General features: G+C 71.9%; 28 protein-coding genes, 5 tRNA genes and 2 pseudogenes. 9 read left to right on the top strand and 26 right to left on the bottom strand.

Annotated features, from left to right (window positions below):
* Positions 1-238: 238 nt before the first annotated feature.
* Both MTR79_RS07230 and MTR79_RS07225 read right to left on the bottom strand, forming a co-directional pair.
* Positions 239-442, bottom strand: a complete 204-nt coding sequence (locus MTR79_RS07230) for a hypothetical protein (RefSeq protein WP_006130460.1) — start codon at positions 440-442, stop codon at positions 239-241.
* 377 nt (positions 443-819) lie between these two features.
* Positions 820-1,101, bottom strand: a complete 282-nt coding sequence (locus tag MTR79_RS07225) for an acylphosphatase (protein WP_086701962.1) — start codon at positions 1,099-1,101, stop codon at positions 820-822.
* 175 nt (positions 1,102-1,276) lie between these two features.
* Between MTR79_RS07225 and MTR79_RS07220 the strand changes: the two genes are divergently transcribed.
* Complete coding sequence (locus MTR79_RS07220; protein WP_244789566.1) at positions 1,277-2,671, top strand: CAP domain-containing protein; 1,395 nt, start codon at positions 1,277-1,279, stop codon at positions 2,669-2,671.
* A gap of 215 nt (positions 2,672-2,886) precedes the next feature.
* On the top strand, positions 2,887-3,288 hold the full coding sequence (locus MTR79_RS07215) for a helix-turn-helix domain-containing protein (RefSeq protein WP_086702278.1): 402 nt from the start codon (positions 2,887-2,889) through the stop codon (positions 3,286-3,288).
* Here the strand turns inward: MTR79_RS07215 and mutM are convergent.
* From mutM to MTR79_RS07170, 9 genes are all read right to left on the bottom strand, one after another.
* Entirely contained in the window at positions 3,261-4,145 is an 885-nt protein-coding gene (mutM, locus tag MTR79_RS07210) for a bifunctional DNA-formamidopyrimidine glycosylase/DNA-(apurinic or apyrimidinic site) lyase (protein WP_244789565.1), read from the bottom strand. The two genes, MTR79_RS07215 and mutM, sit on opposite strands and share 28 nt — an antisense overlap.
* A gap of 81 nt (positions 4,146-4,226) precedes the next feature.
* On the bottom strand, positions 4,227-5,045 hold the full coding sequence (gene rnc / locus MTR79_RS07205) for a ribonuclease III (protein ID WP_086702276.1): 819 nt from the start codon (positions 5,043-5,045) through the stop codon (positions 4,227-4,229).
* A 19-nt stretch (positions 5,046-5,064) separates the two neighbouring features.
* Positions 5,065-5,238: a 50S ribosomal protein L32 gene (gene rpmF / locus MTR79_RS07200; protein WP_003951102.1), complete on the bottom strand. Its 174-nt coding sequence runs from the start codon at positions 5,236-5,238 to the stop codon at positions 5,065-5,067.
* A 2-nt stretch (positions 5,239-5,240) separates the two neighbouring features.
* Positions 5,241-5,885: a YceD family protein gene (locus tag MTR79_RS07195; RefSeq protein WP_048459351.1), complete on the bottom strand. Its 645-nt coding sequence runs from the start codon at positions 5,883-5,885 to the stop codon at positions 5,241-5,243.
* A 131-nt stretch (positions 5,886-6,016) separates the two neighbouring features.
* Positions 6,017-7,114 carry an ATP synthase F0 subunit B gene (locus MTR79_RS07190; protein WP_244789564.1) on the bottom strand — a complete coding sequence of 366 codons (1,098 nt, stop codon included), beginning with the start codon at positions 7,112-7,114 and terminating at the stop codon, positions 6,017-6,019.
* 113 nt (positions 7,115-7,227) lie between these two features.
* Complete coding sequence (coaD, locus tag MTR79_RS07185; RefSeq protein ID WP_048459353.1) at positions 7,228-7,707, bottom strand: pantetheine-phosphate adenylyltransferase; 480 nt, start codon at positions 7,705-7,707, stop codon at positions 7,228-7,230.
* A 26-nt stretch (positions 7,708-7,733) separates the two neighbouring features.
* The gene (gene rsmD, locus MTR79_RS07180; RefSeq protein ID WP_086702272.1) at positions 7,734-8,321 is read right to left on the bottom strand and encodes a 16S rRNA (guanine(966)-N(2))-methyltransferase RsmD; all 588 of its coding nucleotides are present in this window, start codon (positions 8,319-8,321) and stop codon (positions 7,734-7,736) included.
* 64 nt (positions 8,322-8,385) lie between these two features.
* Positions 8,386-10,587, bottom strand: a complete 2,202-nt coding sequence (gene recG / locus MTR79_RS07175; protein ID WP_244789563.1) for an ATP-dependent DNA helicase RecG — start codon at positions 10,585-10,587, stop codon at positions 8,386-8,388.
* Positions 10,588-10,661: 74 nt separating this feature from the next.
* The gene (locus MTR79_RS07170; protein WP_244789562.1) at positions 10,662-12,353 is read right to left on the bottom strand and encodes a DAK2 domain-containing protein; all 1,692 of its coding nucleotides are present in this window, start codon (positions 12,351-12,353) and stop codon (positions 10,662-10,664) included.
* Between the two features lie 266 nt (positions 12,354-12,619).
* Between MTR79_RS07170 and rpmB the strand changes: the two genes are divergently transcribed.
* Positions 12,620-12,805: a 50S ribosomal protein L28 gene (gene rpmB, locus MTR79_RS07165; RefSeq protein ID WP_004924906.1), complete on the top strand. Its 186-nt coding sequence runs from the start codon at positions 12,620-12,622 to the stop codon at positions 12,803-12,805.
* 378 nt (positions 12,806-13,183) lie between these two features.
* On the opposite strand, the gene thiD is transcribed toward rpmB, so the two are convergent.
* Positions 13,184-13,996, bottom strand: coding sequence for a bifunctional hydroxymethylpyrimidine kinase/phosphomethylpyrimidine kinase (gene thiD, locus MTR79_RS07160; protein ID WP_244789561.1), 813 nt, complete (start codon positions 13,994-13,996; stop codon positions 13,184-13,186).
* Positions 13,993-14,958 carry a thiamine-phosphate kinase gene (locus MTR79_RS07155; RefSeq protein WP_048459358.1) on the bottom strand — a complete coding sequence of 322 codons (966 nt, stop codon included), beginning with the start codon at positions 14,956-14,958 and terminating at the stop codon, positions 13,993-13,995. The genes thiD and MTR79_RS07155 overlap by 4 nt, the downstream gene beginning before the upstream one ends.
* Positions 14,959-15,164: 206 nt before the next feature.
* Here MTR79_RS07155 and MTR79_RS07150 point away from each other — a divergent pair, with 206 nt between their 5' ends.
* Complete coding sequence (locus MTR79_RS07150) at positions 15,165-15,398, top strand: Lrp/AsnC ligand binding domain-containing protein (protein ID WP_004983019.1); 234 nt, start codon at positions 15,165-15,167, stop codon at positions 15,396-15,398.
* Between the two features lie 20 nt (positions 15,399-15,418).
* Entirely contained in the window at positions 15,419-15,919 is a 501-nt protein-coding gene (locus MTR79_RS07145) for a DUF3515 domain-containing protein (protein ID WP_086702266.1), read from the top strand.
* A gap of 19 nt (positions 15,920-15,938) precedes the next feature.
* On the opposite strand, the gene MTR79_RS07140 is transcribed toward MTR79_RS07145, so the two are convergent.
* From MTR79_RS07140 to MTR79_RS07130, 3 genes are all read right to left on the bottom strand, one after another.
* A complete protein-coding gene (locus tag MTR79_RS07140; protein ID WP_086702264.1) occupies positions 15,939-17,096 on the bottom strand; it encodes a D-alanine--D-alanine ligase family protein in 1,158 nt (385 codons plus the stop codon).
* Between the two features lie 94 nt (positions 17,097-17,190).
* The gene (locus tag MTR79_RS07135) at positions 17,191-18,201 is read right to left on the bottom strand and encodes an NAD(P)H-dependent glycerol-3-phosphate dehydrogenase (RefSeq protein ID WP_244789560.1); all 1,011 of its coding nucleotides are present in this window, start codon (positions 18,199-18,201) and stop codon (positions 17,191-17,193) included.
* Positions 18,198-19,010 carry a lysophospholipid acyltransferase family protein gene (locus MTR79_RS07130; RefSeq protein ID WP_086702261.1) on the bottom strand — a complete coding sequence of 271 codons (813 nt, stop codon included), beginning with the start codon at positions 19,008-19,010 and terminating at the stop codon, positions 18,198-18,200. The genes MTR79_RS07135 and MTR79_RS07130 overlap by 4 nt, the downstream gene beginning before the upstream one ends.
* Positions 19,011-19,185: 175 nt before the next feature.
* On the opposite strand from MTR79_RS07130, the gene cofC reads away from it, so the two are divergent.
* Positions 19,186-19,824 carry a 2-phospho-L-lactate guanylyltransferase gene (gene cofC, locus MTR79_RS07125; RefSeq protein ID WP_086702260.1) on the top strand — a complete coding sequence of 213 codons (639 nt, stop codon included), beginning with the start codon at positions 19,186-19,188 and terminating at the stop codon, positions 19,822-19,824.
* A 10-nt stretch (positions 19,825-19,834) separates the two neighbouring features.
* Positions 19,835-20,038: a hypothetical protein gene (locus MTR79_RS07120; protein ID WP_031024169.1), complete on the top strand. Its 204-nt coding sequence runs from the start codon at positions 19,835-19,837 to the stop codon at positions 20,036-20,038.
* 99 nt (positions 20,039-20,137) lie between these two features.
* On the opposite strand, the gene MTR79_RS07115 is transcribed toward MTR79_RS07120, so the two are convergent.
* The 4 genes from MTR79_RS07115 to leuC all read right to left on the bottom strand — a co-directional run bounded on the left by MTR79_RS07115 (position 20,138) and on the right by leuC (position 23,448).
* Entirely contained in the window at positions 20,138-20,776 is a 639-nt protein-coding gene (locus MTR79_RS07115; protein ID WP_244789559.1) for an HU family DNA-binding protein, read from the bottom strand.
* A gap of 136 nt (positions 20,777-20,912) precedes the next feature.
* Entirely contained in the window at positions 20,913-21,143 is a 231-nt protein-coding gene (locus MTR79_RS07110) for a hypothetical protein (RefSeq protein ID WP_048459365.1), read from the bottom strand.
* 277 nt (positions 21,144-21,420) lie between these two features.
* Positions 21,421-22,014: a 3-isopropylmalate dehydratase small subunit gene (leuD, locus tag MTR79_RS07105; RefSeq protein WP_048459366.1), complete on the bottom strand. Its 594-nt coding sequence runs from the start codon at positions 22,012-22,014 to the stop codon at positions 21,421-21,423.
* A gap of 6 nt (positions 22,015-22,020) precedes the next feature.
* Positions 22,021-23,448, bottom strand: a complete 1,428-nt coding sequence (gene leuC, locus MTR79_RS07100; protein WP_086702258.1) for a 3-isopropylmalate dehydratase large subunit — start codon at positions 23,446-23,448, stop codon at positions 22,021-22,023.
* A gap of 193 nt (positions 23,449-23,641) precedes the next feature.
* On the opposite strand from leuC, the gene ndgR reads away from it, so the two are divergent.
* Positions 23,642-24,355 (top strand): IclR family transcriptional regulator NdgR, encoded by a 714-nt coding sequence (gene ndgR, locus MTR79_RS07095; RefSeq protein ID WP_004924944.1) that lies wholly within the window; start codon positions 23,642-23,644, stop codon positions 24,353-24,355.
* 75 nt (positions 24,356-24,430) lie between these two features.
* Here the strand turns inward: ndgR and MTR79_RS07090 are convergent.
* Positions 24,431-24,618, bottom strand: a pseudogene (locus MTR79_RS07090) (DUF4188 domain-containing protein); the annotation flags it as partial.
* Position 24,619: 1 nt separating this feature from the next.
* On the opposite strand from MTR79_RS07090, the pseudogene MTR79_RS07085 reads away from it, so the two are divergent.
* Positions 24,620-24,824: pseudogene (locus MTR79_RS07085) on the top strand (transcriptional regulator); the annotation flags it as partial.
* Positions 24,825-24,900: 76 nt separating this feature from the next.
* On the opposite strand, the gene MTR79_RS07080 reads toward MTR79_RS07085, so the two are convergent.
* The 5 genes from MTR79_RS07080 to MTR79_RS07060 all read right to left on the bottom strand — a co-directional run bounded on the left by MTR79_RS07080 (position 24,901) and on the right by MTR79_RS07060 (position 25,412).
* A tRNA-Glu gene (locus tag MTR79_RS07080) sits at positions 24,901-24,973 on the bottom strand.
* A 27-nt stretch (positions 24,974-25,000) separates the two neighbouring features.
* Positions 25,001-25,072, bottom strand: a tRNA-Gln gene (locus tag MTR79_RS07075).
* 21 nt (positions 25,073-25,093) lie between these two features.
* A tRNA-Glu gene (locus tag MTR79_RS07070) sits at positions 25,094-25,166 on the bottom strand.
* A gap of 62 nt (positions 25,167-25,228) precedes the next feature.
* Positions 25,229-25,301: transfer RNA gene (locus tag MTR79_RS07065), tRNA-Glu, on the bottom strand.
* Positions 25,302-25,340: 39 nt separating this feature from the next.
* Positions 25,341-25,412 (bottom strand) — tRNA-Gln (locus tag MTR79_RS07060).
* Positions 25,413-25,475 lie beyond the last annotated feature (63 nt).

Genomic DNA, 25,475 nt, shown 5'->3' with positions numbered 1-25,475 from the left:
CGCGGGTGAACGCGCAGGGCATGCCAGACGTTGAGAAGGTGAAAAGGTGCGCGGGACAGAGAGTGCGCCGCGCGGGGGTCGCGGGGGTCAACCGCGGACAGACGGCAGGCTCAGCGGTTCGGGACGCGGAGGGGTGAAGAAAGAAGGGACGCCGAAGCGTCCCTTGCAGTTCTGACTGCTCGGCGGTGGTGACGGGCAAGCCCGACCACTGCGGTGCTGTTCGTGGAGCGTGCAGTGATCAGGTGAGCGCAGGCTCCGCCTGGTGTGCGTCAACGCTCTCCATGATCCTGTCGTGAGAAGCGGCAGCCTTCAGGGCGTCCTTCTCGGCCTGGATCCGCACGAGCTCGGATTCCAGGTCCTGGACGCGCTGCTGGAGCCGTCGCATCTCGGCGAGGAGTCGCGGGTCGGAGCCGCCGACGTAACCGAGAAGCGCCTTTGCCATGATGGATGGTCCTCCACAATGAGTGACCGACCGATGCGGTGTGGGTCGTGAGGGATGAGCACCCGCGGTGCTTGGCAGGCCTGGAGTTGTGCTGCCGTTCAGCCATGCCAAACAGCTAAGGTGCGCGGGGCTTTCAGCGTCTCACCAAAAAGTTTGAGGGTCAACACGATCACGCCCCGTATTGGGGGACAACCGGGCGCATACGGCCGGACGGCGGCGGCGTCGCGTTCCTCGCGGGTCCTCGGGGCGTGGCGATCATCTTGGCGGGCGCAGTTGCCGCTGGCAAGCCGTTCGCTTCGATCACCAGGACTTTTTCCGTCCGGACGGTTCGCGGCGGGTCTTGTGCGGACCTCGGTACGCCCGCCCGGCAGGCGCCGTCAGCGGATCGCGAAGCCGTCGTAGCCGCCGCGAGGTGTGTCCCAGATCTCGGTCACACCGTCCACGTGCCCGGGCGTGTCGCCGGCCTGGAGCCACTCCAGCAGTCGCTCGCAGCGGTCGCGGGGGCCCTCGGCGACCACCTGCACCCTGCCGTCTCCGAGATTCAGGGCGAAGCCCTGCAGGCAGCCGATCTCCAGGGCCTTGGCCCGGGTGAACCAGCGGAAGCCCACGCCCTGCACATGTCCACGGACCCAGGCAACCAGTCGCACATCCTCGCTCATGCCTGCAACCTAACCGGACAAAGTCACACCGGGCACTCCTCCCCCTTGCGCCATGCGGTAGCGTCCCCACCCATGAATCTCATATGAAACTCACTCGTTCGTGTGAGTTTCGTGATCGTCGAGTTTCGGGCTGGTCGCGGGACGCGGCCGACCGCCAGGACGAGGAAGGCCATACATGGGACGCCACCGACGCTCCGACGCCGGCCGCGCCGCCACGAGCCGCGCCGCCGGGGTCACCCACCACGACGGCTCCTACGGTGAAGGCCTGGACCCGCGAGGCGCCGGGACCGACGGCCCGCCGACGATGGGCACCGCGCCGTACCTGACCGACGGCCCGCCCACGATGGGCACCGCGCCGTACCTGAACCCGGAGGCCTACGCGGAGACGTACGCCCGCAGCGAGGCGTACCTGTACGCGGCGGACGAGACCGCGGTCCCCGTCGGCACCGGCTTCCCCCCTGGCGGCCACCCGGACGCGGGCCCCGCCCCGGCGTACGCCCGCATGGCGCCCCCCGCCCACACCGCGCCCCCCGCGGACACCGTCGCGGCCCCGACCGTCCCGGGCCCCCGCACCGCCGAGTACGACTTCACGGGGCACTCCTTCGCCGGTGACGGCCCGCTCCCCGAGTGGGACGTCACGCCCCGGCCCCGCCCCGTACGGACCGCCCGCACCACCGTGACCTCGTCGGTCGGCGCGGACGACCGGCCCGCGAACGGACGGCGCCGCAAGAAGAAGAAGGCCGCGACGCCGGTCCGCACCGGGCTGCTCGGCGTGTCCGCCGCCGTGGCCATCGGCACGGTCGCGGTGGCCACCGGCGCGGTGCCGGGCCTGGAGAACTACAAGCTCGGCGGCGACCGCGGCCCCAGCGACAACGTGCAGGCCGGCGCCGGTGTGGCGACCAACCTGCCGACCGAGCAGGGCGGTACCTCCGGCTCCGCCGAAGCCCCGAGCCGCGACGCCTCGACTCCCGCGAGCCGCGACGGCGGACGCGCCACCTCCCCGGCGCCCTCGGCGACGCCGTCCGCCCCGGCCGCGCCGACGACGGCGCCCGAGGCGGAGAAGACGCCCGAGAAGACGGAGTCCGCGGCCGCCCCGGAGAAGACCGAGGAGCAGGCGCAGGACCGCAGGACGGCGCCCGACACCGAGAGGAAGGCGGGCGACCAGAGCCAGGGCAAGGGCCAGACCTCGGCCGAGTCCACCGCCGCCGCGGCGGTGCTGCGACTGGTCAACGCCGAGCGCGCGAAGGTGGGCTGCAGCCCGGTCACCGCGGACAGCGCACTGACCTCGCTGGCCACGGCGTTCAGCGACGACATGGCCGACCGGGGCTTCTTCGACCACACGGACCCCGACGGCGACACCCCGTGGGACCGCGCACAGGCGGCCGGTGTCAGCAACCTCGGCGGCGAGAACATAGCCCGCGGCCAGGCCGACGCCGAAGCCGTCATGCAGGCCTGGATGAACAGCCCCGGCCACAAGGCGAACATCCTGAACTGCGACTTCAAGACCCTCGGCGTGGGCGTCCACCTGGGCCCGGGCGGCCCTTGGTGGACGCAGAACTTCGGCTACTGAGTCCTCCGCGGACGACTCGGCCCGGGCGCCGGCCGGCAGCGCCACCCTCTTCGGGTGGGCTGCGGGCCGGCGCCCTCGGCCTGTCTCAGGTGGGCGGCGCCGTCCTCTCGACGGCGGCCCGCCTCGCCCTGAGGCAGCACGGTCACTCTCCCCCTTCGCTTACCAGCAGTAAGCGCCACCCTTCGGTGAGCGCTGCTCTGAAGTACGCTGAACCTATGACGACCGCGCAGTCGGCCCCGGAGGACCGGGACCTCCCGTTCAACGTGTTCGCCAAGTCCTGCCCGTCCCGCGGCACGCTGGAACACGTGACCGGGCGCTGGGGGGCGCTGACTCTGGGGGCGCTGTACGAGGGCTCGTTGCGGTTCAACGAGCTGCGCCGGCGGGTCGACGGCGTCAGCGAGAAGATGCTGTCGCAGACCCTGCACGCGCTGGAGCGCGACGGGCTCGTGCACCGCGAGGCGCAGCTGACGAACCCGCCCCGGGTGGACTACGAACTGACCCCGCTGGGCCGCGAGGTCGCCGAGCACCTGCTGGCGCTCATCCGTCTCCTGGAGGACAGCATGGACACCGTCCTCGAGGCCCGGGAGCGTTACGACGCGGCGCGCGGCGCCCGCTGACAGCGCGGGCAGAAGTAGCTGGAGCGGTTCATCCACGCCCGCCGGCGTATCGGCGACCCGCAGCGGCGGCAGGGCAGACCCTCGCGGCCGTACGCGTCCAGGGAACGGTCGAAGTAACCGGACTCGCCGTTGACGTTGACGTAGAGGCTGTCGAAGCTGGTGCCGCCGGCGACGAGGGCCGCGTTCATCACGTCGCGGACATGGCCCAGCAGCTGCAGGGTGCGGGGGCGGGTGAGGCCGGCCGTCGGGCGTTCGTAGTGGATGCGGGCGCGCCACAGCGCCTCGTCCGCGTAGATGTTGCCGACGCCGCTGATCAGCGACTGGTCGAGCAGCGCCCGCTTGATCGTGGTCCGCTTTCGGCGCAGCGCCTGGTGGAAGGCCTCGTCGTCGAAGAGCGGGTCGAGCGGGTCGCGGGCGATGTGCGCGATGACGTCGGGCAGGCCCTCGGGGGTGTTGTCGTGCAGCGACAGACCGCCGAAGGTCCGCTGGTCGACGAAGCGCAGCTCGGTGTCGCCCGCCGGGCCCTCGTCGGGCGACTGCGGCTCGGTGAAGCGGATGCGGATGCGCAGGTGCTTCTCGTCCGGCGCGGCGTGCGGCTGCATCAGCAGCTGGCCGCTCATGCCGAGGTGGGCCAGGACCGACTGGTCGGTGTCCTCGAGCGGCAGCCACAGGTACTTGCCGCGGCGGCGCGGGACGCCGATGCGGTGGCCCTTCAGCCGGTGCGCGAAGTCGTCCGCGCCGGCGACGTGGCGGCGCACGGCGCGCGGGTGCAGGACCTCGGCGTCGGCGACGGTCCGGTGGGCGACCCACCGCTCGAGTCCGCGCCGGACGACCTCGACCTCGGGCAGCTCGGGCATGACGTCCTCCCAGGACCGGTGGAACGAGCACCGAGCGCCCGCCCCGGTGCGGGGACGGGCGCTCGGGCCGTGCGTGCTACGTCAGGCGGAGGCCGACGGGGCGTCGGCGCTCTTGCCGGAGGCTTCGGCCTCGGCGGCCTGGACGACCTCTTCGGCCTCCTGAGCCGCCTTGGCCCGCTCGTCCGCCGCGGCCTTGATGGACCGCCATGCGGACTCGGCGGCCTGCTGCTCCGCCTCCTTCTTGCTGCGGCCGGTGCCGGTGCCGTACGAGACGCCTCCGACGCGGGCGGCAGCAGTGAAGGTCTTCTCGTGGTCGGGGCCGGTCTCCGTGACCAGGTACTCGGGAACGCCGAGCCCCTCGGTCGCGGTGAGCTCCTGGAGACTGGTCTTCCAGTCCAGGCCGGCTCCCAGGTTCGAGGACTTCTCGATCAGCGGGTCGAACAGGCGGTGCACCAGCTCCGCCGCCGATTCCAGGCCCTGGTCGAGATAGACCGCGCCGATCACCGCTTCGAGGGTGTCGGCGAGGATGGACGCCTTGTCCCGGCCGCCCGTTCCCTCTTCACCGCGGCCGAGCCGGATGAAGGAGCCGAGGTCGAGCCCGCGGCCCACCTCCGCCAGCGCACGCGAGTTGACCACCGCGGCCCGCAGCTTGGCCAGCTGGCCTTCGGGCAGGTCGGGGTGGGTGCGGTACAGCGTGTCGGTGACGACGAGGCCGAGCACGGAGTCCCCGAGGAACTCCAGCCGCTCGTTCGTCGGCAGACCGCCGTTCTCGTACGCGTAGGAACGGTGGGTCAGCGCACGCACCAGAAGGGCGGACTCGACCGTGTAGCCGAGCCGCCCTTCCAGAAGCGTTGGGGACGAGGCCTGGTTGTCCGCAGAGTTTTTCTTCGGCGTGGACACAGTGCCTCTCACCAGCCGCTCAGACCTCGAGGACCTGGCGCTTGTTGTAAGTGCCGCAAGACGGGCACGCGATGTGCTGCTGCTTGGGCTCGTGGCAGCGCTCGCACGCAACCAGGGTGGGGACCGCAGCCTTCCACTGCGACCGGCGGTGGCGCGTGTTGCTGCGCGACATCTTCCGCTTCGGAACAGCCACGGCTACTTCTCCTGCTTCTCGTCGACGCCGGCATCGGCGCCGCTCATCTCGTCCTTCTCGCCGTCCTTCATGGTGCCGGCGAGTCCCTGCAATGCCGCCCAACGGATGTCGACGGCGTCGTGATGGTGGTCCGGGTCGTCCGCCAGCCGTGCTCCGCACTCGGAGCACAGTCCCGGGCAGTCTTCCTGGCACACCGGCTGCATCGGCAGTGCGAGCACCACCGCGTCGCGCAGCACCGGCTCGAGGTCGAACAGGCCGTCCTCGAGGAGGAGCCGGTCCTCGTCGTCCTCGGCGTCGTCGCCCGGTTCCGCGATCACGCGGCCCCGGTCGTCGGCGTCAGGGTACGAGAACATCTCCTGGAAGTCCGCTTCGAGCTCCAGCTCGAGCGGCTCCAGACACCTTACGCACTCCCCCTCGGCCTTGGCACGGGCGGTGCCTGTGACGAGCACACCTTCCATGACCGACTCGAGCCGGAGTTCGAGCTCCACCGGGGCGCCTTCCGGCACTCCGACCACTCCCGCGATACCGAGGTCCTGGGGAGCGTCGACCGTACGGGTCAGGCGCTGCAGCGCACCGGGCCGCCGCCCCAGCTCGTGCGTGTCGAACACGAGGGGGTTGCGGTGGTCGAGGCGGGCGTTCAGAGCCATTCCTGCTTTCGATCTTCGAGCTCAGAGGGTGTCGCTGCCGTACGGTGCGTTCCCGGGCAGCGTGGATCGCGGTCATACGCGCGACCGAAGAGCAAGGATACTGGACCTTTCGCTCTCGGCCCAATCCGCCCCTAGAGGCCCCGCTCGCGCTGGTACGCCTCGAGCTGCTCGGGCGTGATCATGCTCGTGTCGAACAGGCTCGTCTCGTCCAGCGCGTACCCCTGCTGCTGCGGCACGTGCTGGGCGGCCTGGCCGGGGTCGTACGCCTGCTGGGAGGCGTCGTAGCCCTGGTAGGCCGCGTACGGGTTGGCCTGGGCGTAGCCGCCCGCCTGGGCGTACGGGTCCTGGGCGCCGCCGTACTGCTGCTGGTAGCCGCCGTAGGGGTCGGCCTGCTGGGCGTCGTAGCCGTACGCGGGCTCCGGCTGGGCGTACGGCTGTGTCTGCGGCTGCGGGGGCTGCTGGGGCCGGGGCGGCTGCTGCGGCTCGGACCGGCGGCCCCGGGCGTCCTGCTCGGCGAGGGAGGCCAGGTCGGCGAGGTAGTCGGCGTCGCTGGAGTGCTGGACGGTGGTGGGGTCGTCGGCCAGCGCGCCCAGGTCGTCGGTGGCGATCCGGCCGTGCAGCTTCTGCCGGCCGCGGCCGACCGCCTCCAGCGTCTTGGCGAGCACCGCCTCGAAGGCGCCGAGCTTGACGTCGACGTAGGCGTCCGCGTTGCGGCGCAGCGTCTCCGGGTCGTGGCTGCGCTCGGGGGCGTCCTCGTCCTCGTAGCCCTGCTCGTCGAGGCCGGGGCCGGTGCCGAGCAGCTTCTCGCGGCCGCGGCCGACGGAGCCGAGGGTCTTGGTGAGGACGACCTCGAAGTTGGCGAGCTTGGAGTCCACGTAGTCGTCGGCCTCCGCGCGGATCTCCTCGGCCTCCTGGCGGGCCTCGGCGAGGATCCGGTCGGCCTCGGCCTGGGAGCGGCGGGCGATCTCGGTCTCGGCGACCAGCGAGCCGCGCTGGGCGTGGGCCTCGGAGATGATCCGCTCGGCCTCCTGGCGGGCCTGTTCGACCATCTGCTCGCGGCCGCCGATCAACTCCTCGGCCTGGGCGAGGGAGTCGGGCAGCGCCGCGCGCACCTCGTCGAGCATGGCGAGCAGTTCGGCGCGGTTGACCACGCACGACGCCGACATGGGCATCGACCGGGCGCTTGAGACCGCGGCGACGATCTCGTCCAGCTTCTTCTGCACGTCCACCGTGTGCTCGCCACTCTCTACAGCTGTGTTGGAGACGGACGGGACGACTGTACGGCCATGGGGCGGCCGGTGGACAACGGATGCCCTTCACCGTCCGTGGCGCCGGGGCGCGTTCAGTCCTTGTTCAGGCGTTCGGTGAGTGCCGTCAGGACCTCGGCGGGCACCAGGTGGGAGACGTCTCCGCCCCAGGCCGCGACCTCCTTGACGAGCGAGGAGGACAGGAAGCTGTAGGTGGGGTTGGTGGGGACGAAGAGGGTCTCCACGCCCGAGAGGCCGTTGTTCATCTGGGCCATCTGCAGCTCGTAGTCGAAGTCGCTGACCGCGCGCAGGCCCTTGACGATGGCGGGGATGTCGCGCTGCTTGCAGAAGTCGACGAGGAGGCCGTGGAAGGCCTCGACCCGGACGTTGCCGTATTCGGCGGTGACGGTGCGGATCAGGTCGATCCGCTCCTCGATCTCGAACAGGCCCTTCTTGGACTTGTTGATCATCACCGCGACGTAGACCTCGTCGTACAGCCGGGAGGCCCGGGCGATGATGTCGAGGTGTCCGTTGGTGATCGGGTCGAACGACCCGGGACATACGGCGCGGCGCACTGGTGGTCCCTCGCTCTCCGGTCCGGTCATCGTGCGTCTTCGCACGTAGAGGCGGCGCGACCGTACCAAAACGTTCCCTCGCCGTAACGACGGGCCCGGATGGCCTCGAAACCCGGCGGGAAGGCGAATTCTCCGCCTCTGGTGCTGCGCTCCACGGTGACGAGGGCGTCGTCGGTGAGCCACCCCTGGGAGCGGAGTGTGAGGAGGATCTCCCGAAGATCGGAGTCGGACACGGCGTAGGGCGGGTCGAGGAAGACGAGGTCGTACGGCTGCTCCGGCGCCGCGGTCCGGACGATCTGCTCCGCTTTGCCGGACCTCACTTCGGCGCCCGGGAGGCCGAGCGACTTCACGTTCTCCCGGACGGTGCGCGCCGCGCGGGCGTCGGCCTCGACGAGCAGGACGTGTCCGGCGCCGCGGGACAGGGCCTCCAGGCCGACGGCGCCGGAGCCGGCGTAGAGGTCGAGGACGCGTTCGCCGTCGAGGGGGCCGCCGAGCAGCGACTGCCAGGTGGAGAAGAGCCCTTCGCGCGCCCGGTCGGAGGTGGGGCGGGTGCCCTGCCCGGGCGGGACGGCCAGGCGGCGTCCGCCGGCGGTGCCGGCGATCACGCGGGTCATGTCCTCGGTCCTTGTCCGTGAGTACGGGTCGGTGGGTGCGGGCCGGTGGCCGCGTCCCAGTCTGTCAGCCCTTCTCCAGGTACTGCTCACGCTCCTCGTCCAGCAGGGCGTCCAGCGCGGTGCGCAGGGCGGGCAGGCGCTCCAGGTCCGGGTCGGCGGCGACGATCCTGGTGGCCTCCTCACGGGCCTCGGCGATGACCTCCTCGTCGTCGATGACGGCGAGCATGCGCAGGCTGGACCGGGTGCCGGACTGGGCCTGGCCCAGCACGTCTCCCTCGCGGCGCTGTTCGAGGTCGATGCGGGAGAGCTCGAAGCCGTCGAGGGTGGACGCGACGGCGTCCAGCCTCTGGCGGGCGGCGCTCGCCTCGGGCATCTCGCTGACCAGCAGGCACAGTCCGGGGGCCGAGCCGCGGCCGACGCGGCCGCGCAGCTGGTGCAGCTGGGAGACGCCGAAGCGGTCGGCGTCCATGATCACCATCACGGTGGCGTTCGGGACGTTGACGCCGACCTCGATGACGGTGGTGGCCACCAGGACGTCCACCTCACCGGCGGCGAACCGGCGCATCACGGCGTCCTTGTCGTCGGGCTGCATCCTGCCGTGCAGGGCCTCGACGCGCAGTCCGGCCAGCGGGCCGCGCGCGAGCTGCTCGGCGGTGTCGAGGACGGCGAGCGGGGGACGCTTCTCCGCCTCGTCCTCGTCGGACTTCTTCTTCGCCTTGGCCCCGTCCTCCTCGTCACCGATGCGCGGGCAGACCACGTACGCCTGGTGGCCCTTCTCCACCTCCTCGCGCACGCGCTCCCAGGCGCGGGCGAGGAAGTGCGGCTTGTCGGCGGCCGGGACGACATGGCTGGCGATGGGCGAGCGGCCGGCCGGGAGCTGGTCGAGGACGGAGGTCTCCAGGTCGCCGAAGACGGTCATGGCGACCGTGCGCGGGATGGGCGTGGCCGTCATGACGAGGAGGTGCGGCGGCTGCTTGCCCTTGCCGCGCAGGGCGTCGCGCTGCTCGACGCCGAAACGGTGCTGCTCGTCGACGACGACCAGGCCGAGGTCGTGGAACTGCACCTTGTCCTCGATGAGCGCGTGCGTGCCGATGACGATGCCGGCCTCGCCGGTGGCCAGGTCGAGCAGGGCGTGGCGGCGGGCGGCGGCGCCCATGGAGCCGGTGAGCAGGACCACCTTGGTGGCGTTCTCCGCGCCGCCGAGCATGCCTCCCTGGGCCAGCTCGCCCATCATCTCGGTGACGGAGCGGTGGTGCTGCTGGGCGAGCACCTCGGTGGGCGCGAGCATCGCCGCCTGGCCTCCCGCGTCGACGACGGCGAGCATGGCGCGCAGGGCGACCAGGGTCTTGCCGGAACCGACCTCGCCCTGGAGCAGGCGGTGCATGGGGTGGTCGGTGGCGAGGTCGGCGAAGATCTCCTCGGAGACCTTGCGCTGGCCCTCGGTGAGCGTGAAGGGGAGACGGTCGTCGAAGGCGGCGAGGATGCCGTCGGGCCGGGGTCGGCGGGGCACGGCCGGGAGCTGGGCGTCCGCGTACCGACGGCGGGCGAGGGCGACCTGGAGGACGAACGCCTCGTCCCACTTGAGGCGGGCGCGGGCCTCCTCGATGTCCGCCTTGGTGTGCGGGCGGTGGATCTTCAGCAGCGCCTCGGGCAGCGGGACCAGGCCGCGGCCCTCTCGCAGCGACTCCGGCAGCGGGTCGGCGGCCTCCTGGGCGCTGGGCAGCACGGTCTGCAGCGCCTTGCCGATCTTCCAGGACTCCAGCTTGGCGGTGGCCGGGTAGATCGGGATGAGCGCGCCCGCCCAGGTCTCTACCGTCTCCTCGGCGTCCTCGCGCAGCAACTCGTAGGCCGGGTGGGCGAGTTGGAGGCGGCGGTTGAAGACGGAGACCTTGCCGGCGAACATCGCGCGGGTGCCCGGCAGAAGTTCCTTGTGCGGCTTGTGGACGCCGGCGCCGAAGAAGACCAGCTGGAGCCGGCCTCTGCCGTCGGTGATCGTCACTTCCAGGCGCTGGCCCTTGCCGCGCGGGGCGCGGCTGGAGGCGAAGGTGTGCAGCCGGGCGTCGGCGACCTGCGCGACCACGGTGACGTGCTCGTCCATCGGCAGGTCGGCGAGGTGGGTGAGCTGGCCGCGCTCCTCGTACCGGCGGGGGTAGTGGTGCAGCAGGTCGCCGACGGTGTGCAGGCCGAGGTGCTCGGCCATCACCTTCGCGGTGGCGGGGCCGAGCACTTTCTTCAGTGGTTCGTCCAGTGCGGGCACGGAATCCATTGGACACCACTCCACTGACAGAGCGGGGACGGCGGGGCCGCCTCCCCGGTCCGCGCCGGGCGACGGCGGACGGGTCACTCGACGCCGATGAGGAGGACGGAGCCCTGCCGGCCGCCGTGGTGGACGACGGTGTCGACGGCCAGGTAGGCCTCGCGGACCCGCGCCTGAAGGCGTTCGGCGACGGACTCCGGGGCGCCGTCGCCGACGACCAGCGTCACCAGCTCCCCGCCGGCCGCGAGCATGCGGTCCAGAACGGCCAGCGCGGTCTCGGTGAGGTCCTGGCCGATGACCGCCACGTCGCCGTCGACCAGGCCGAGGACGTCGCCGGCCTGGCAGATGCCGGCCATGGTCCAGGACTGCCGCTCGGCGACGGTCACCTCCGCGTAGCGGGTCGCGCCGGCGGCGGAGGTCATGGCCACCACGTCCTCGTCGAAGCGGCGCTGCGGCTCGTGCACCGCGAGCGCCGCGATGCCCTGCACCGCGGAGCGGGTGGGGATGAGCGCCACCCGGACGCCCTCCGCCCGCACCTGCTCGGCGGCCGCGGCGGCGGTGTGGCGCAGCTCGGCGTCGTTGGGCAGCAGCACCACCTCGCGTGCGTGGGCGCGCCGTACGGCCTGGACCAGCTCGCCGCTCGCGGGCGGCTCCCCGGGCCGGGCGAGCACGGCCGTGGCGCCGGCCTCCGTGCAGAGCGCCGCCAGGCCCTCACCGGGCACCACGGCCACCACGGCCCGCTGGACGCGCTCGGCGGGCGTCCGCTCGGCCCCCGGCGCGTGCGCGTCCCCGATGCCGAAGTGGGTGATCCGGATGCGGTACGGCCGTCCCGCCTCGACGCCCGCCTCCACGGCGGCGCCGGCGTCGTCGACGTGCACATGGACGTTCCACAGGCCGTCGCCGCCGACCACGACGAGGGAGTCGCCGAGCGCGTCGAGCCGCTCCCGCAGCCGGGCGACGGCCGCGTCCTCGGCCTCCAGCAGGTAGATCACCTCGAAGGCGGGACCTCCGGGCCGCGGTGGGGCGTCGTCGTCCGCGCAGGGAGCGGCGACCGTGTGCGCCGCCTCGGTGCGCGGGTACGGTCCGGGCCCGCGTGCCGCCGGGCCCCGGGGCGTCTCCCCGGTGAGCGACTCCACCAGCGCCGCCAGGACGGTCACCAGGCCGCGTCCGCCCGCGTCGACCACGCCCGCCTGCCGCAGGACGTCCAGCCGGTCCGGGGTCTCGGCGAGCGCCGTGCGGGCGCCCTCGTAGGCGGCACGGGCCACCGCGCCGCAGTCGCCGTCGGCGGCCCCGGCCGCGTCGGCGGCGGCCGAGGCGACCGTGAGGACCGTGCCCTCGACAGGGTGCGCCACCGCCTGCCGGGCGGAGTCGGCCGCGTGCCGCAGGGCGAGCCCGAGGCCCGTGCCGTCGGCGTGCGCCGGGGCGTCGTCGCCGGCCAGCACCTGGGCCATGCCGCGCAGCAGCTGGGCGAGGATCGTCCCGGAGTTGCCGCGCGCGCCGATCAGCGCGCCGTGCGCCATCGCTCGTACCGCGTCGGCGAGGGTGGGGCGGCCGGGGTCCCCGCCACCGCCCGCCTCGTGACCGGCGAACACCGCCTCCACGGCCGTGACCGCGGACTCCAGCGTCAGATAGAGGTTGGTGCCGGTGTCACCGTCCGCCACGGGATAGACGTTGATCGCGTCGATCTCCTCGCGGGCCCGTCCGAGCGCGTCGAGCGCGAGACCGCACCAGGCACGCACCGCGAGAGCATCGAACGTCTGCGGCACCTGCGGCACCTGCGCCTCCTCGAGCTGCTGGACGTGGCACGCAGCGTAGACGGTGGGCCCCCGCCTGCCGGAAGAGGGCCGCAGGCGGCCCTGTGAGCTGGCATGCTAGTTTCGTCCTACGGGTGCAGCCGTTGTATGCTGCTCCGGTTGCCCGATCCGATCGGGCGTCTCCCCTGGCAACGCCACTCAGATCCGCCCGGCTCTTCGAGCTCAGGATCTGTATCCCGGCCTGCCGGGATCAACCGTAAGTGCATCTGAAGTCTTTGGAGTGACCCGTGGCTGCCAACTGCGACGTCTGCGGCAAGGGGCCGGGCTTCGGCAACAACATCTCGCACTCGCACCGCCGTACGCCCCGCCGCTGGAACCCGAACATCCAGCGTGTGCGTACCGTGGTCGGCGGGACGCCGAAGCGCGTGAACGCCTGCACCTCGTGCATCAAGGCCGGCAAGGTCTCGCGCTGACGCAATCGCTGAGCGCGCGGCCACAGCCGGTATCGCCGCAACGAGCCGGTCCACCTCAGGGTGGACCGGCTTTTTGCTGTACCCAGCGGCAGGGCGCCGGCCGGACGGCCGGGTGACGCACGGGAGACTCGAGCGCCCCCGTGCTCGGCACGCGGCGGTCACCCGGCTGTCAGGCGGACCGCCGCGCCCCTGAGCGGCCGGCGCCCGGCGGCCGTTGCGGGATGCGCCAGTCGCGCGGTCCGGGTGCCGCCCGGCGGCGCGGTTCGGTCCGCCCCCAAGGCCGACGCGGCACCACGTGGCCCGGATGGCGGGAGCGACGGAAACGTTCGTTCTCCCGTCCCGGCGGGCCGGCCGACGCCCGTCGGTCGTCCAGGCGTCCTACGCCTCTCCATGCCGCAGCGCCCACCCGTGATCCACCGGGCCGATCCCCCCGCCGAGGGAGAAGCCCGACGCCAGCGCCCCGGTGACGTAGGCCTTCGCCGCGTTCACCGCTTCTGGGACCGTGTGTCCCCGGGCGAGGTACGAGGCGATGGCGGAGGCCAGGGTGCAGCCGGTGCCGTGGGTGTGGCGGTTGTCGTGGCGGGGGGCGCGGAGCCAGTGTTCCTCCGTGCCGTTCGCGAGGAGGTCGACGGCCTCCTGCGACGCGCCGCCGGCGAGGTGGCCGCCCTTGATCACCACCCAGCGCGGGCCGAACTCCAGCACGGCCGCGGCGGCCCGCCGCATGTCCGGCTCGGAGGCCACGCGCACGCCGGTGAGCTGCGCGACCTCGTCCAGGTTGGGGGTGACCACGGTCGCCACCGGCAGCAGTTTCGTGCGGACGGAGTCCAGCGCCGACGCCGCCAGCAGCGCGTCGCCGTGCTTGGAGACGCCCACCGGGTCCACGACCGTCGGCGCGTCCGTGCCGGCCAGCAAGTCGGCGACCGTCCCGACGAGTTCGGCCGAGGACAGCATGCCGGTCTTGACCGCCTGCACGCCGATGTCGTCGACCACGCTGCGGTACTGGGCGCGCACCGCCTCCACCGGCAGCTCCCAGGCGCCCTGCACGCCGACGGAGTTCTGCGCGGTCACCGCGGTGAGCACGCTCATGCCGTGCACACCGAGCGCCAGCATGGTCTTCAGGTCGGCCTGGATGCCCGCTCCCCCTCCGGAGTCGGAGCCGGCCACCGTCAGCACCCGGGGCGGCGCGCTCATGACTCGATGTCCCCGAAGTGGTCCCAGCCGCCCTGACTGGTCCACGGCGCCCCGTCCACCGTCACCTGCGGCAGCGCGGACGGGTTGAGCACCTCCCCGATGACCTTCCACCGGGCGGGCAGCTTCACGTCCGGCGGGAAGGTGGCCACGATCGCGTGGTCCTCGCCGCCGGTCAGCACCCACTGCATGGGGTCGACGCCGACGGCCTGCCCGATGTCGTTCATCTGCGAGGGGATGTCGATCGCCCCGGAGCGGACGTCGATGCGCACCTTGCTGGCCTCGGCGATGTGGCCGAGGTCGGCGATCAGCCCGTCGCTGACGTCGCACATGGCGGTCGCGCCCAGTCCTGCGGCGGCCGGGCCCGCGTGGTACGGCGGCTCGGGGCGCCGGTGCGCCTCGACGAAGGCGCGCGGGGAGCGGAAGCCACGGGAGAGCACCGCGTACCCGGCCGCGGACCAGCCGAGCCAGCCGGTCACCGCGACGATGTCGCCGGGCTGCGCCCCGCCCCGGGTGACGGGCTCCTGGTTGCGCAGGTCGCCGAGCGCGGTGATGGACACCGTGATGGTGTCACCGCGCACGACGTCCCCGCCGACGACCGCCGCGCCGGCCACCTGGCACTCGTCGCGCAGGCCGTCCATGAGTTCGCTGGGCCAGGTCACCGGCAGTTCGGCGGGCACGACCAGGCCGAGCAGCAGCGCGGTCGGCACGGCGCCCATGGCGGCGATGTCGGCGAGGTTCTGGGCGGCGGCCTTGCGGCCGACGTCGTAGGCCGTGGACCAGTCGCGGCGGAAGTGGCGCCCCTCCACCAGGACGTCGGTGCTGGCCACGACCCGCCGGTCGGGCGCGGAGACCACCGCGGCGTCGTCGCCGGGGCCGACCCGGACCGCCGGGGTGGTGGTGAGACGGGAGGTGAGCTCCCTGATGAGCCCGAACTCCCCGAGCTCACCAACAGTGCCCTTCATTTCCCTTACGCCCCTTCTATCCCTGTCCGTGCCCGGTCGCGGGTCGTCCGAGTCCTCGCTACGGTCGAACTGACCGCCGACTTCTCTCGTCCCTGTACCCCGGCGCGGGGGCCCCGGTTCCCGCAGGTCTCCCCGCGACGAGCGGCGACGCGATACCGTGGCGTTCCTTTTCCCCACATGATCCTCGTGGCCGCCCTGGAGGTTCCGTGGTACAGGCGTACATCCTGATCCAGACGGAGGTCGGCAAAGCGTCGACCGTCGCCGATCTGATCGGCAAGATCCCTGGAGTCGTCCAGGCCGAGGACGTGACGGGTCCCTACGACGTCATCGTGCGCGCCCAGGCCGACACCGTCGACGACCTGGGACGCATGGTCGTCGCCAAGGTCCAGCAGGTGGACGGCATCACCCGCACCCTGACCTGCCCGGTGGTGCATCTGTAGCCCCCGTCTACCCTGTCCCGGTGAACTCCTTCCGTCACCGGCACGCCGTTTGCTCCGCCCTCGCGGTGCTGATCACCGTCGCGGGCTGCTCCTCGGCAGACGACGACGTGTCCGCGGCGGTTCCCAGCCCGGACGCGAAGGTCACCGAGCTGTGTCAGAACCTGGACGAGGTCCTGCCGGCGACGGTGGACGGTGAGAGCCGCGACGACCCCGAACCCGCGTCCGAACTGACCGCGGGCTGGGGCGGCGTGGCGATCATACTGCGGTGCGGTGTCGGGCGGCCGCCGAAGATGACGGATCCCAAGGTCGCCAACGGCCAGGACGCCGACGCGGTGCCCGGCGGCGTCAACGGCGTCGACTGGCTGATGGAGCGGCAGGGCGACGGCGTCCAGCGCTTCACCACCGCCAACCGCGAGGCGTACGTCGAGGTCGAGGTGGCCGACGGGCGGGACAGCACGGGTGTGCTGATCGACCTGGCCCCGGCCGTGAAGAAGGCGATCCCCGAAGGGATCGCCTCCTGACACGCACGCGGGGCGCGGCTCAGCGCAGTCCGGTGGACCGGCGCAGCGCCGCCTGGATCAGCAGGTCGACGAGCTCCTGGTAGCTCACGCCGGTCGCCTGCCACATCTGCGGGTACATCGAGATGGGCGTGAAGCCGGGCATGGTGTTGATCTCGTTGATCACGAACTCGCCGTCCTCGGTGAGGAAGAAGTCCGCGCGGACCAGGCCCTCGCAGGAGGCCGCGTCGAACGCCTCGACCGCGAGCCGGCGCACCTCGGCCGTCTCCTCGTCGGTCAGCGGCGCCGGCACGACGCCGGGCGTGGAGTCGATGTACTTCGCCTCGAAGTCGTAGTACGCGTGCGTGTCCGGCGGGGGGATCTCGGCGGGCAGCGAGGCGCGCGGACCGTCCTCGAACTCCAGCACGCCGCACTCGATCTCGCGTCCGCGCAGCGCCGCCTCGACGAGGATCTTCGGGTCGTGGCGCCGGGCCTCGGCGACGGCGTCGTCCAAGCCGGAGAGGCCGTCGACCTTGGTGATGCCGATGGACGAGCCGGCCCGTGCGGGCTTCACGAACAGCGGCCAGCCGTGCTCGCCGGCGAAGTCCACGATCCGCTTGCGGGCGGCGGCCTCGTCCTGCGTCCACTCGCGCGGCCGGATCACCAGGTAGGGGCCGACCTTGAGCCCGAAGGAGGTGAACACCCGCTTCATGTACTCCTTGTCCTGGCCGACGGCCGAGGACAGCACACCGGAGCCCACGTAGGGGATGCCGGAGAGTTCGAGCAGCCCCTGGAGGGTGCCGTCCTCGCCGTAGGGGCCGTGGAGCACCGGGAAGACCACGTCGACCTCACCGAGTGCCTTGGGCACCGATCCCGGCTCGCTGTACACGACTTCGCGGTCCGCGGGGTCGACGGGGAGCACCACCGCGCCCTCCGTGGACTCGGCCAGCTGGTCGACGCTGGGCGTGCGGCGCTCGGCGATCGCCATGCGTTCCGGTTCGTCGGCGGTGAGCGCCCACCGGCCGTCCTGGGTGATGCCGATCGGCAGGACGTCGTACCTGGTCCGGTCGATGGCCTTGAGGACGGCGCCGGCGGTGACCACGGAGATCCCGTGCTCGGAGCTGCGCCCGCCGAACACGACGGCCACACGCGGCTTGCGCGACGGCGAGTCGGGGCTCTGGGGGAGGTTCTCGGTGCTCATATCGCGACGAGCGTACCCGCTGCCGGAGCCGGGACACAGCGCCCGCAACGCCGTGCGTGGGCCGAACGGAGGGGTCCGGCGCCCGACCCGTCGCTCAGCGTCGCTCGGGCTTCGCGCTGCGCGACATCAGCTCCTTCAGGGCCACCTGAGGAGGCTTGCCCTCGTGCACGATCCCGACGACCGTCTCGGTCAGCGGCATGTCGACGCCGTGCCGGCGGGCCAGGTCCAGCACCGACTCGCAGGACTTGACGCCCTCGGCGGTCTGCTTGGTGACCGCGATGGTCTCCTGCAGGGTCAGCCCCTTGCCGAGGTTGGTGCCGAAGGTGTGGTTGCGGGACAGCGGCGAGGAGCAGGTGGCCACCAGGTCGCCCAGGCCCGCGAGTCCGGAGAAGGTCAGCGGGTCGGCGCCGAGCGCGACTCCGAGCCGGGTGGTCTCGGCGAGGCCGCGGGTGATGAGCGAGCCCTTGGTGTTGTCACCGAGCCCCATGCCGTCGGCGATGCCGACGGCGAGACCGATGACGTTCTTCACCGCGCCGCCCAGCTCGCAGCCGATGACGTCGGTGTTGGTGTACGGCCGGAAGTAGGGGGTGTGGCAGGCGGTCTGGAGCCGCCGGGCGACCTCTTCGTCGGTGCAGGCGACGACGGCGGCGGCCGGCATCCGGGCGGCGATCTCGCGGGCCAGGTTGGGGCCGGTCACCACGGCGATCCGCTCCCGGCCGACCTTGGCGACGTCCTCGATCACCTCGCTCATGCGCATCGCGGAGCCGAGTTCCACGCCCTTCATCAGGGACACCAGCACCGTGCGCGGCGCGAGCAGGTCGCGCCACTGCGCGAGGTTGCCGCGGAGCGTCTGCGAGGGCACGGCGAGGACGGTGAAGTCCGCGCCGCGCGCGGCCTCGGCGGCGTCCGAGGTGGCCCGCAGGTTCTCGGGGAGTTCGACCCCGGGCAGGTAGTCGGGGTTGATGCGGGTGGAGTTGATCGCGTCGGCGAGTTCGGGGCGCCGTCCCCACAGCACGACGTCGCAGCCCGCGTCGGCGAGGACCATGCCGAAGGCCGTCCCCCAGGATCCGGTGCCGAAGACGGCCGCCTTGACCGGCTCGCTCACGTGCCCAGCCCCTCTTCGCGTACTTCCCGGACGGCGGCGCGCTCGCCCCGGGTGCCGTCCTGCCGCCGGTTGCGCTGCGTGTGCGTCCTGCGGCGCTGTTCCATGCGCTCCAGGCGCGGGTCGTAGGGGGTCTCGGGGGCCTTCTCGCCGCGGATCTCCTCCAGCTGGCGGGTCACGGCGGCCATGATCGCCTCGGTGGCCTCCTTGAGGAGCTCCGGCGTCATCTCCCGGTCGTGGAAGCGCGACAGGTCGACCGGCGGGCCGGCCAGCACCCTGCTGGTCTTGCGCGGGAACAGCCGCGGCTTCCTGGCGTACGGCGGGAGCAGTTCGTTGGCGCCCCACTGGGCGACCGGGATCACCGGGCACTTGGTCTGCAGCGCGACGCGCGCGGCGCCGGTCTTGGCGGTCATGGGCCAGCCGTCCGGGTCCCGGGTGAGGGTGCCCTCGGGATAGAAGGCGACGCACTCCCCGCGCTCCACGGCGTCGATGGCGGCGCGGAAGGCGCTCAGCGCGTCGGTGCTCTCGCGGTAGACGGGGATCTGCCCGGTGCCGCGCATCGCGGCGCCGACGAAGCCCTTGCTGAAAAGCCCGCTCTTCGCGAGGAATCGCGGAACACGGCCGGTGTTGTACTGGAAGTGCGCGTAGGCCAAAGGATCGATGTGCGAATTGTGGTTCACCGCGGTGATAAATCCACCCTCGGCCGGAATGTTCTCCATTCCGCGCCAGTCCCGCTTGAGCAGTACCACCAGCGGCGGTTTGCAGATCACCGCGGCGAAGCGGTACCAGAAGCCGATTCTGCGGCGCGGCACGAGTACACCTTCCTCTTACGGACGACGGGCCCAGGTCCCGGCCCCCTCAAGGCCGGGCGGGCCGCACAAGTGTCGCCCCGGGCCGCCGGTCTGTCGAGAACACCGTACGCCCGGTCCCCCGGCCGTCGGCCGCCCCGGGTGACAATGGCCGTGACAAGAGAGGGACGCAACACTCGTGCAGTGGACCTTGGTGGTACCCCTGAAGCCCCTGCCGCAGGCGAAGAGCAGGCTGGCGGACACCGCGGACGACGGTCTGCGGCCGGGTCTGGCGCTGGCGTTCGCGCAGGACACGGTGGCCGCCGCGCTCGGCTGTCCGGCGGTGCGGGATGTGGTGGTCGTCACCAACGACGCCCTGGCGGCCAGGGAGCTGGCGGCGCTGGGCGCCGGGACCGTCCCGGACCTTCCGCGGGCCGGGCTCAACGCCGCGCTCGTCCATGCCGCGACGGTGGTGGGCGCCGCCCGCCGCGCGGCCCCGGTGGCGGCCCTGAACGCGGATCTGCCGGCGCTGCGCCCCGCGGAACTGGCCCGGGTGCTGGACGCGGCGGCGGAATTCCCGCGGTCCTTTCTCGCGGATTCCGCCGGACTCGGCACGACGCTTCTCGCCGCGAGGCGCGGCCGTGAACTGCGTCCGCAATTCGGCGTCGGTTCACGCGCCCGGCACCGGGCGTCCGGCGCGGTGGAGCTCACGCTCGACGCTGTCGACTCCGTACGCCAGGACGTGGACACCGGCGGAGACCTGCGGGCCGCGCTGGCGCTGGGCGTCGGCCCCCGCACGGCCGCGGCCGCCGCGCGGCTGCCCGCCGGGCAGCAGTAGGCTGCCGCACATGCAGGCCACCGCGTACACCTACGACCCCGACAGCCGCAGCGGTCAGGTGCTGCTGGACGACGGCACCCCGGTCCCCTTCGACGCCGCGGCGTTCGACGCGGGCGGTCTCCGGCTGCTGCGTCCCGGGCAGCGGGTGCGGCTGGAGACTGAGGGCGAGGGCGCGTCCCTGAGGATCACGCTGGTGACGCTGCAGACGTTCTGACGGGCGCGGGCGGCCCCGGACGCACCGCGGGCCGGGCTCCCGGGGAGTCCGGCCCGACACGTGAGTACCGCTTGCCCGAAGGGGGGGACGAGGCGTCCGCTACTTCTTGCGGGCGGTGGTCTTCTTGGCGGTGGTCTTGCGCGCGGTCGACTTCTTGGCGGGGGCCTTCTTGACCGTCGCCTTCTTCGCCGGGGCCTTCTTCGCCGTGGTCTTCTTCGCGGCGGTGCTCTTGGCCGCGGCAGTCGACTTGGCGGGGGCCTTCTTCGCCGTGGTCTTGCTCGCCGTGGTCTTGGCGGTGGCCTTCTTGGCCGTCGTCTTCTTCGCGGCCGCCTTCTTGGCGGTGGCGGCCTTCTTGGCCGTCGTCTTCTTGGCCGCGGCCTTCTTCACCGTCGCCGAAGCGCCGCCGGTGAGGCTGCCCTTGGGAGCCTTCTTCACGGCGACCTCGCCGCCGCGCGGCAGCTTCTTCGAGCCGCTGACCAGGTCCTTGAAGCCCTGACCCGCGCGGAAACGCGGGACGGAGGTCTTCTTGACCCGAACCCGCTCGCCCGTCTGGGGGTTGCGGGCGTAACGGGCGGGGCGGTCGACCTTCTCGAACGAACCGAAGCCGGTGACCGAGACCCGCTCCCCCGAGACGACCGCGCGGACGATGGCGTCCAGTACGTGGTCGACGGCGTCGGCGGCCTGCTGGCGGCCGCCCACCTTGTCGGCAATCGCTTCTACGAGCTGCGCCTTGTTCACGTCTTCCCCTTCGGAGACATCGCCAGAACGAATGTGTTCAAGCTTTTTCGCACGTTAGGCAGATATATACCGCAAATCAAACACGAAACGGGCTAATCACCCTTGTGCCGCAACGAACTCGGCTGTCCCGAGCGGTTCAGCGTTCCTCGCCGGGGATCCGTCCCTCGTCGAGGTCCGCCATGAACCGCTCCAGACGCCTTGCCGCACCGGCGAGATCGTGCTTGGCCGCGGCCGTAATGACCAACAGCTTCCGGGTCAGCGCCATACGTACGCCCTCCGGGACTTGCAGTGCGCGCACCCTCGAGTGCGCTTCCTTGAGCCGGACCGCGACCGCCGTATAGAGCTGGAGTTGGCCGTCGTGTCCCATGCACAGATTGTGCCATCTGGGGCGAGTTGTCGCCTGCGCAGGGGGCAACTGCCGCGCCGGACGGCCGTCCGCACACACCCCGGACCCACGGGCACGTGACACGTGTACCCCGGCAACCACCTTCTTAACGTGGCAAGTTGGCGGATCCCAAGACGGCACGCGGAGCCGGACGGGTGCAAAGACGCCCGTACCCCCGATCGGTCCGATCGGGGGTACGGGCGGGGTGACGCGGTGGCCGAAAGTCGACCTCTGCCGAGGACTTCGGCGGCGCGAGGGGTCAGGCCGTGAGGGTCCGCGGCTTGAAGGAGGGGCGCTTCGTCTCGTACGCGGCGATGTCCGCCTCGCTCTGCAGCGTGATGGAGATGTCGTCGAGGCCGTTCAGCAGCCGCCAGCGGGAGTTCTCGTCCAGCTCGAAGGGGGCGTTGACGCCCTCGGCGCGCACCTCGCGGGCCTCGAGGTCGACGGTGATCTCGGCGGTGGGGTCGGCCTCGGTGAGCTCCCACAGGGCGTCGACGATCTTCTGGTCGAGGACGACCGTCAGCAGGCCGTTCTTCAGCGAGTTGCCGCGGAAGATGTCGGCGAAGCGGGAGGAGATCACGGCCTTGAAGCCGTAGTTCTGCAGCGCCCAGACGGCGTGCTCACGGGAGGAGCCGGTGCCGAAGTCGGGGCCGGCCACCAGGACCGTGGCGCCCTCGCGCTCGGGCCGGTTGAGCACGAACTCGGGGTCCTTGCGCCAGGCCTCGAACAGCCCGTCCTCGAACCCGTCCCGCGTGACCTTCTTGAGCCAGTGGGCCGGGATGATCTGGTCGGTGTCGACGTTGCTGCGGCGCAGCGGGACGGCCCGGCCGGTGTGGGTGGTGAATGCTTCCATGACTGATCAGACTCCAGCGGGCGTGCGGTCGTCGGCGGCGAGGTCGGCCGGGGAGGCCAGGTGGCCGAGGACCGCGGTGGCCGCGGCGACCTGCGGGGACACCAGGTGCGTCCGGCCGCCCTTGCCCTGCCGGCCCTCGAAGTTGCGGTTGGAGGTGGAGGCGGAGCGCTCACCGGGGGCGAGCTGGTCCGGGTTCATGCCCAGGCACATCGAGCAGCCCGCGTGCCGCCACTCGGCGCCGGCCTCCTTGAAGACCACGTCCAGACCCTCGGAGACGGCCTGCAGACCCACTCGCGCCGAGCCGGGCACGACCAGCATCCGTACGCCGTCGGCGACTTTACGGCCCTTGACGATGTCCGCGGCGGCGCGCAGGTCCTCGATGCGGCCGTTGGTGCAGGAGCCTACGAAGACGGTGTCCACCTTGATGGAGCCCAGCGGCTGCCCGGCCTCCAACCCCATGTATTCCAGAGCCTTTTCGGCGGCGAGCCGCTCCGAGGCGTCCTCGTACGAAGCGGGGTCGGGGACCGACGCGGAGAGCGGCGCGCCCTGGCCCGGGTTGGTGCCCCAGGTGACGAACGGCGACAGCTCGGAGGCCTCGATGACGACCTCGGCGTCGAACTCGGCGTCGTCGTCGGACCTCAGCGTCTTCCAGTACGCGACGGCCGCGTCCCAGTCCTCGCCCTTCGGGGCGTGCGGACGGCCCTCGAGGTAGGCGAAGGTCGTCTCGTCGGGGGCGATCATGCCCGCGCGGGCGCCGGCCTCGATCGACATGTTGCAGATGGTCATGCGGGCCTCCATCGAGAGCTTCTCGATGGCCTCGCCGCGGTACTCAAGGACGTAGCCCTGACCGCCGCCCGTGCCGATCTTCGCGATGATCGCCAGGATCAGGTCCTTGGCGGTGACGCCCTCGGGCAGCTCGCCGTTGACCGTGATCGCCATGGTCTTGGGGCGGGCCATCGGCAGCGTCTGGGTCGCCAGGACGTGCTCGACCTGGGAGGTGCCGATGCCGAAGGCCAGTCCGCCGAAGGCGCCGTGGGTGGAGGTGTGGGAGTCGCCGCACACCACGGTCATGCCGGGCTGGGTCAGACCGAGCTGCGGGCCGACGACGTGCACGACGCCCTGCTCGACGTCGCCCAGCGGGTGCAGCCGGACGCCGAACTCGGCGCAGTTCTTGCGCAGCGTCTCCAGCTGGACCCGGGAGACCGGGTCGGCGATGGGCTTGTCGATGTCGAGGGTCGGGGTGTTGTGGTCCTCGGTCGCGATGGTGAGGTCGAGACGGCGCACCCGGCGGCCGTTCTTACGGAGGCCGTCGAAGGCCTGGGGGCTGGTCACCTCGTGCAGCAGGTGCAGATCGATGAAGAGGAGGTCGGGCTCGCCCTCGGCGCGCCGGACGACATGGTCGTCCCAGACCTTCTCCGCGAGTGTCCTACCCATCGCTTTCCCTCCGGCCGGCACGTTGCCCTCCGGCCCAACTAGAGATCTGTGAGACGGCGCCCGCGCCCCTGACACCGGGCGTCCGCCGTCAGGCCCGGTGGTCCACGGGCCGCGTTGCTTCGTGCTTCAAGAGTGGCGGGTTCCACGAGAAATTGAACTTGCGTTTCACAGAGTGAGACGCAAGTATCGTTGCATGGACAACAGTAGCGGCGTCGGCGTTCTGGACAAGGCAGCACTCGTCCTGAGCGCCCTGGAGTCCGGCCCGGCCACCCTCGCGGGGTTGGTCGGTGCCACCGGACTGGCACGACCCACGGCCCACCGTCTCGCGGTGGCGCTGGAGCACCACCGCATGGTGGCGCGTGACATGCAGGGACGGTTCATCCTCGGCCCGCGCCTGGCCGAACTGGCCGCGGCCGCGGGCGAGGACCGGCTGCTCGCCACGGCGGGCCCGGTGCTGACGCACCTGCGCGACGTGACGGGCGAGAGCGCCCAGCTCTACCGCCGCCAGGGCGACATGCGCATCTGCGTGGCCGCGGCGGAGCGCCTGTCCGGACTGCGGGACACGGTGCCGGTGGGCTCCACCCTCACCATGAAGGCCGGCTCGTCGGCGCAGATCCTCATGGCCTGGGAGGAGCCCGAGCGGCTGCACCGCGGCCTCCAGGGCGCCCGGTTCACGGCCACGGCCCTCTCGGGCGTACGGCGCCGTGGCTGGGCGCAGTCGATCGGAGAGCGCGAGCCGGGCGTGGCGTCCGTCTCGGCGCCGGTGCGCGGCCCGTCGAACCGTGTGGTGGCCGCCGTGTCGGTGTCCGGCCCCATCGAGCGGCTGACGCGTCACCCGGGCCGGATGCACGCCCAGGCCGTCATCGACGCCGCCGGCCGCCTCTCCGAGGCGCTCCGGCGCTCCTGAACGTCTCTCCCGTCCACCGCACCCGCCCCGCGGGAGCGGGTCCGCCTCAACGCCGCGGCGGCCCCCTCTCCCGCCTCACGCGCCGTCGGCCACCGCCGACGGCGCGGTCCTTTCCGCCGCTTCCGGCTGTGCGCGCCGCTCCGGACGGTACGCGAAGCGGTCCTTGGCGCGCCGGCCGCGCTTCTCCAGCGCGATCCGCCCGTGCGCGGCGGCGAGTCCGAACGCGGCATGTCGGCGTGGATCGCCTCGCAGGCGCCCTGCGGCGTCGACGCGACCACGGCCGACCACGGCGAGGAGCACCTGCGCCGGCTGCGGCCGGTGCGCGCTGATCCAGGTCGGCGGCATCCCGGTGGCCAGGGCCCGTGAGGTGCTGAGTCACATCGACGACGACTCGCTGGGCCGCACGATCCGCCTGGGCGCGGCACTGTGGGCGCTGCCGCAGGGCCCGGAGCCGGACGAGGACGACCCGAGTCAGCCGGTCGGTACGGCATCGAGTGGCGGACAGCACGAAAGCCCTCCACCGAGGTGGAGGGCTTTCGCAGGTGTACCCCCGACCGGATTCGAACCGGCGCTACCGCCTTGAGAGGGCGGCGTGCTAGGCCGCTACACAACGGGGGCGTGGATCACGCGTTTCCGCAGATCCTGCTGGTCTACCTGGACTCGAACCAAGACTAACTGAACCAGAATCAGTCGTGCTGCCAATTACACCATAGACCAATGATGGTTTAGACCAGTCAGTACCCCCGACCGGATTCGAACCGGCGCTACCGCCTTGAGAGGGCGGCGTGCTAGGCCGCTACACAACGGGGGCCCTAGCGATCCTGCATCAAGGACAGGGGGAGCTACCCTGACTGTCCTCGCGGGAAGGATCTGTACCCCCGACCGGATTCGAACCGGCGCTACTGCCTTGAGAGGGCAGCGTGCTAGGCCGCTACACAACGGGGGCTTGCGGATGCGATCCGCAAGTGCAGATGAGCTCTGCGAGCTGGCCTACCTGGACTCGAACCAAGACTAACTGAACCAGAATCAGTCGTGCTGCCAATTACACCATAGGCCACTGGAACGCAAGCCCCGGAGGGGATCTCGTTCTAGTTCCGCGCTTCGGGGCTCCGGCCTTCCG

Origin of the sequence: Streptomyces sp. BJ20 (genome assembly GCF_022869105.1) — a bacterium.
GTDB lineage: Bacteria > Actinomycetota > Actinomycetes > Streptomycetales > Streptomycetaceae > Streptomyces > Streptomyces griseoincarnatus.
The sequence above is the reverse complement of the archived record's forward strand: the minus strand, read 5'-3'. Positions and strand labels throughout refer to the sequence as shown.

Excerpts from the sequence above, each read along its gene's own strand:
- MTR79_RS07195 (WP_048459351.1), bottom strand. The coding sequence starts at position 5,885 with ATGGCTCTGAACGCCCGCCTCGACCACCGCAACCCCCTCGTGTTCGAC.
- leuC (WP_086702258.1), bottom strand. The coding sequence starts at position 23,448 with ATGGGTAGGACACTCGCGGAGAAGGTCTGGGACGACCATGTCGTCCGG.
- ndgR (WP_004924944.1), top strand. The coding sequence starts at position 23,642 with ATGGACAACAGTAGCGGCGTCGGCGTTCTGGACAAGGCAGCACTCGTC.
- leuD (WP_048459366.1), bottom strand. The coding sequence starts at position 22,014 with ATGGAAGCATTCACCACCCACACCGGCCGGGCCGTCCCGCTGCGCCGC.
- rsmD (WP_086702272.1), bottom strand. The coding sequence starts at position 8,321 with ATGACCCGCGTGATCGCCGGCACCGCCGGCGGACGCCGCCTGGCCGTC.
- thiD (WP_244789561.1), bottom strand. The coding sequence starts at position 13,996 with ATGAGCGCGCCGCCCCGGGTGCTGACGGTGGCCGGCTCCGACTCCGGA.
- MTR79_RS07215 (WP_086702278.1), top strand. The coding sequence starts at position 2,887 with ATGACGACCGCGCAGTCGGCCCCGGAGGACCGGGACCTCCCGTTCAAC.
- MTR79_RS07120 (WP_031024169.1), top strand. The coding sequence starts at position 19,835 with ATGCAGGCCACCGCGTACACCTACGACCCCGACAGCCGCAGCGGTCAG.
- MTR79_RS07225 (WP_086701962.1), bottom strand. The coding sequence starts at position 1,101 with ATGAGCGAGGATGTGCGACTGGTTGCCTGGGTCCGTGGACATGTGCAG.
- MTR79_RS07140 (WP_086702264.1), bottom strand. The coding sequence starts at position 17,096 with ATGAGCACCGAGAACCTCCCCCAGAGCCCCGACTCGCCGTCGCGCAAG.
- MTR79_RS07110 (WP_048459365.1), bottom strand. The coding sequence starts at position 21,143 with ATGGGACACGACGGCCAACTCCAGCTCTATACGGCGGTCGCGGTCCGG.
- recG (WP_244789563.1), bottom strand. The coding sequence starts at position 10,587 with ATGGATTCCGTGCCCGCACTGGACGAACCACTGAAGAAAGTGCTCGGC.
- MTR79_RS07155 (WP_048459358.1), bottom strand. The coding sequence starts at position 14,958 with ATGAAGGGCACTGTTGGTGAGCTCGGGGAGTTCGGGCTCATCAGGGAG.
- mutM (WP_244789565.1), bottom strand. The coding sequence starts at position 4,145 with ATGCCCGAGCTGCCCGAGGTCGAGGTCGTCCGGCGCGGACTCGAGCGG.
- MTR79_RS07220 (WP_244789566.1), top strand. The coding sequence starts at position 1,277 with ATGGGACGCCACCGACGCTCCGACGCCGGCCGCGCCGCCACGAGCCGC.
- MTR79_RS07230 (WP_006130460.1), bottom strand. The coding sequence starts at position 442 with ATGGCAAAGGCGCTTCTCGGTTACGTCGGCGGCTCCGACCCGCGACTC.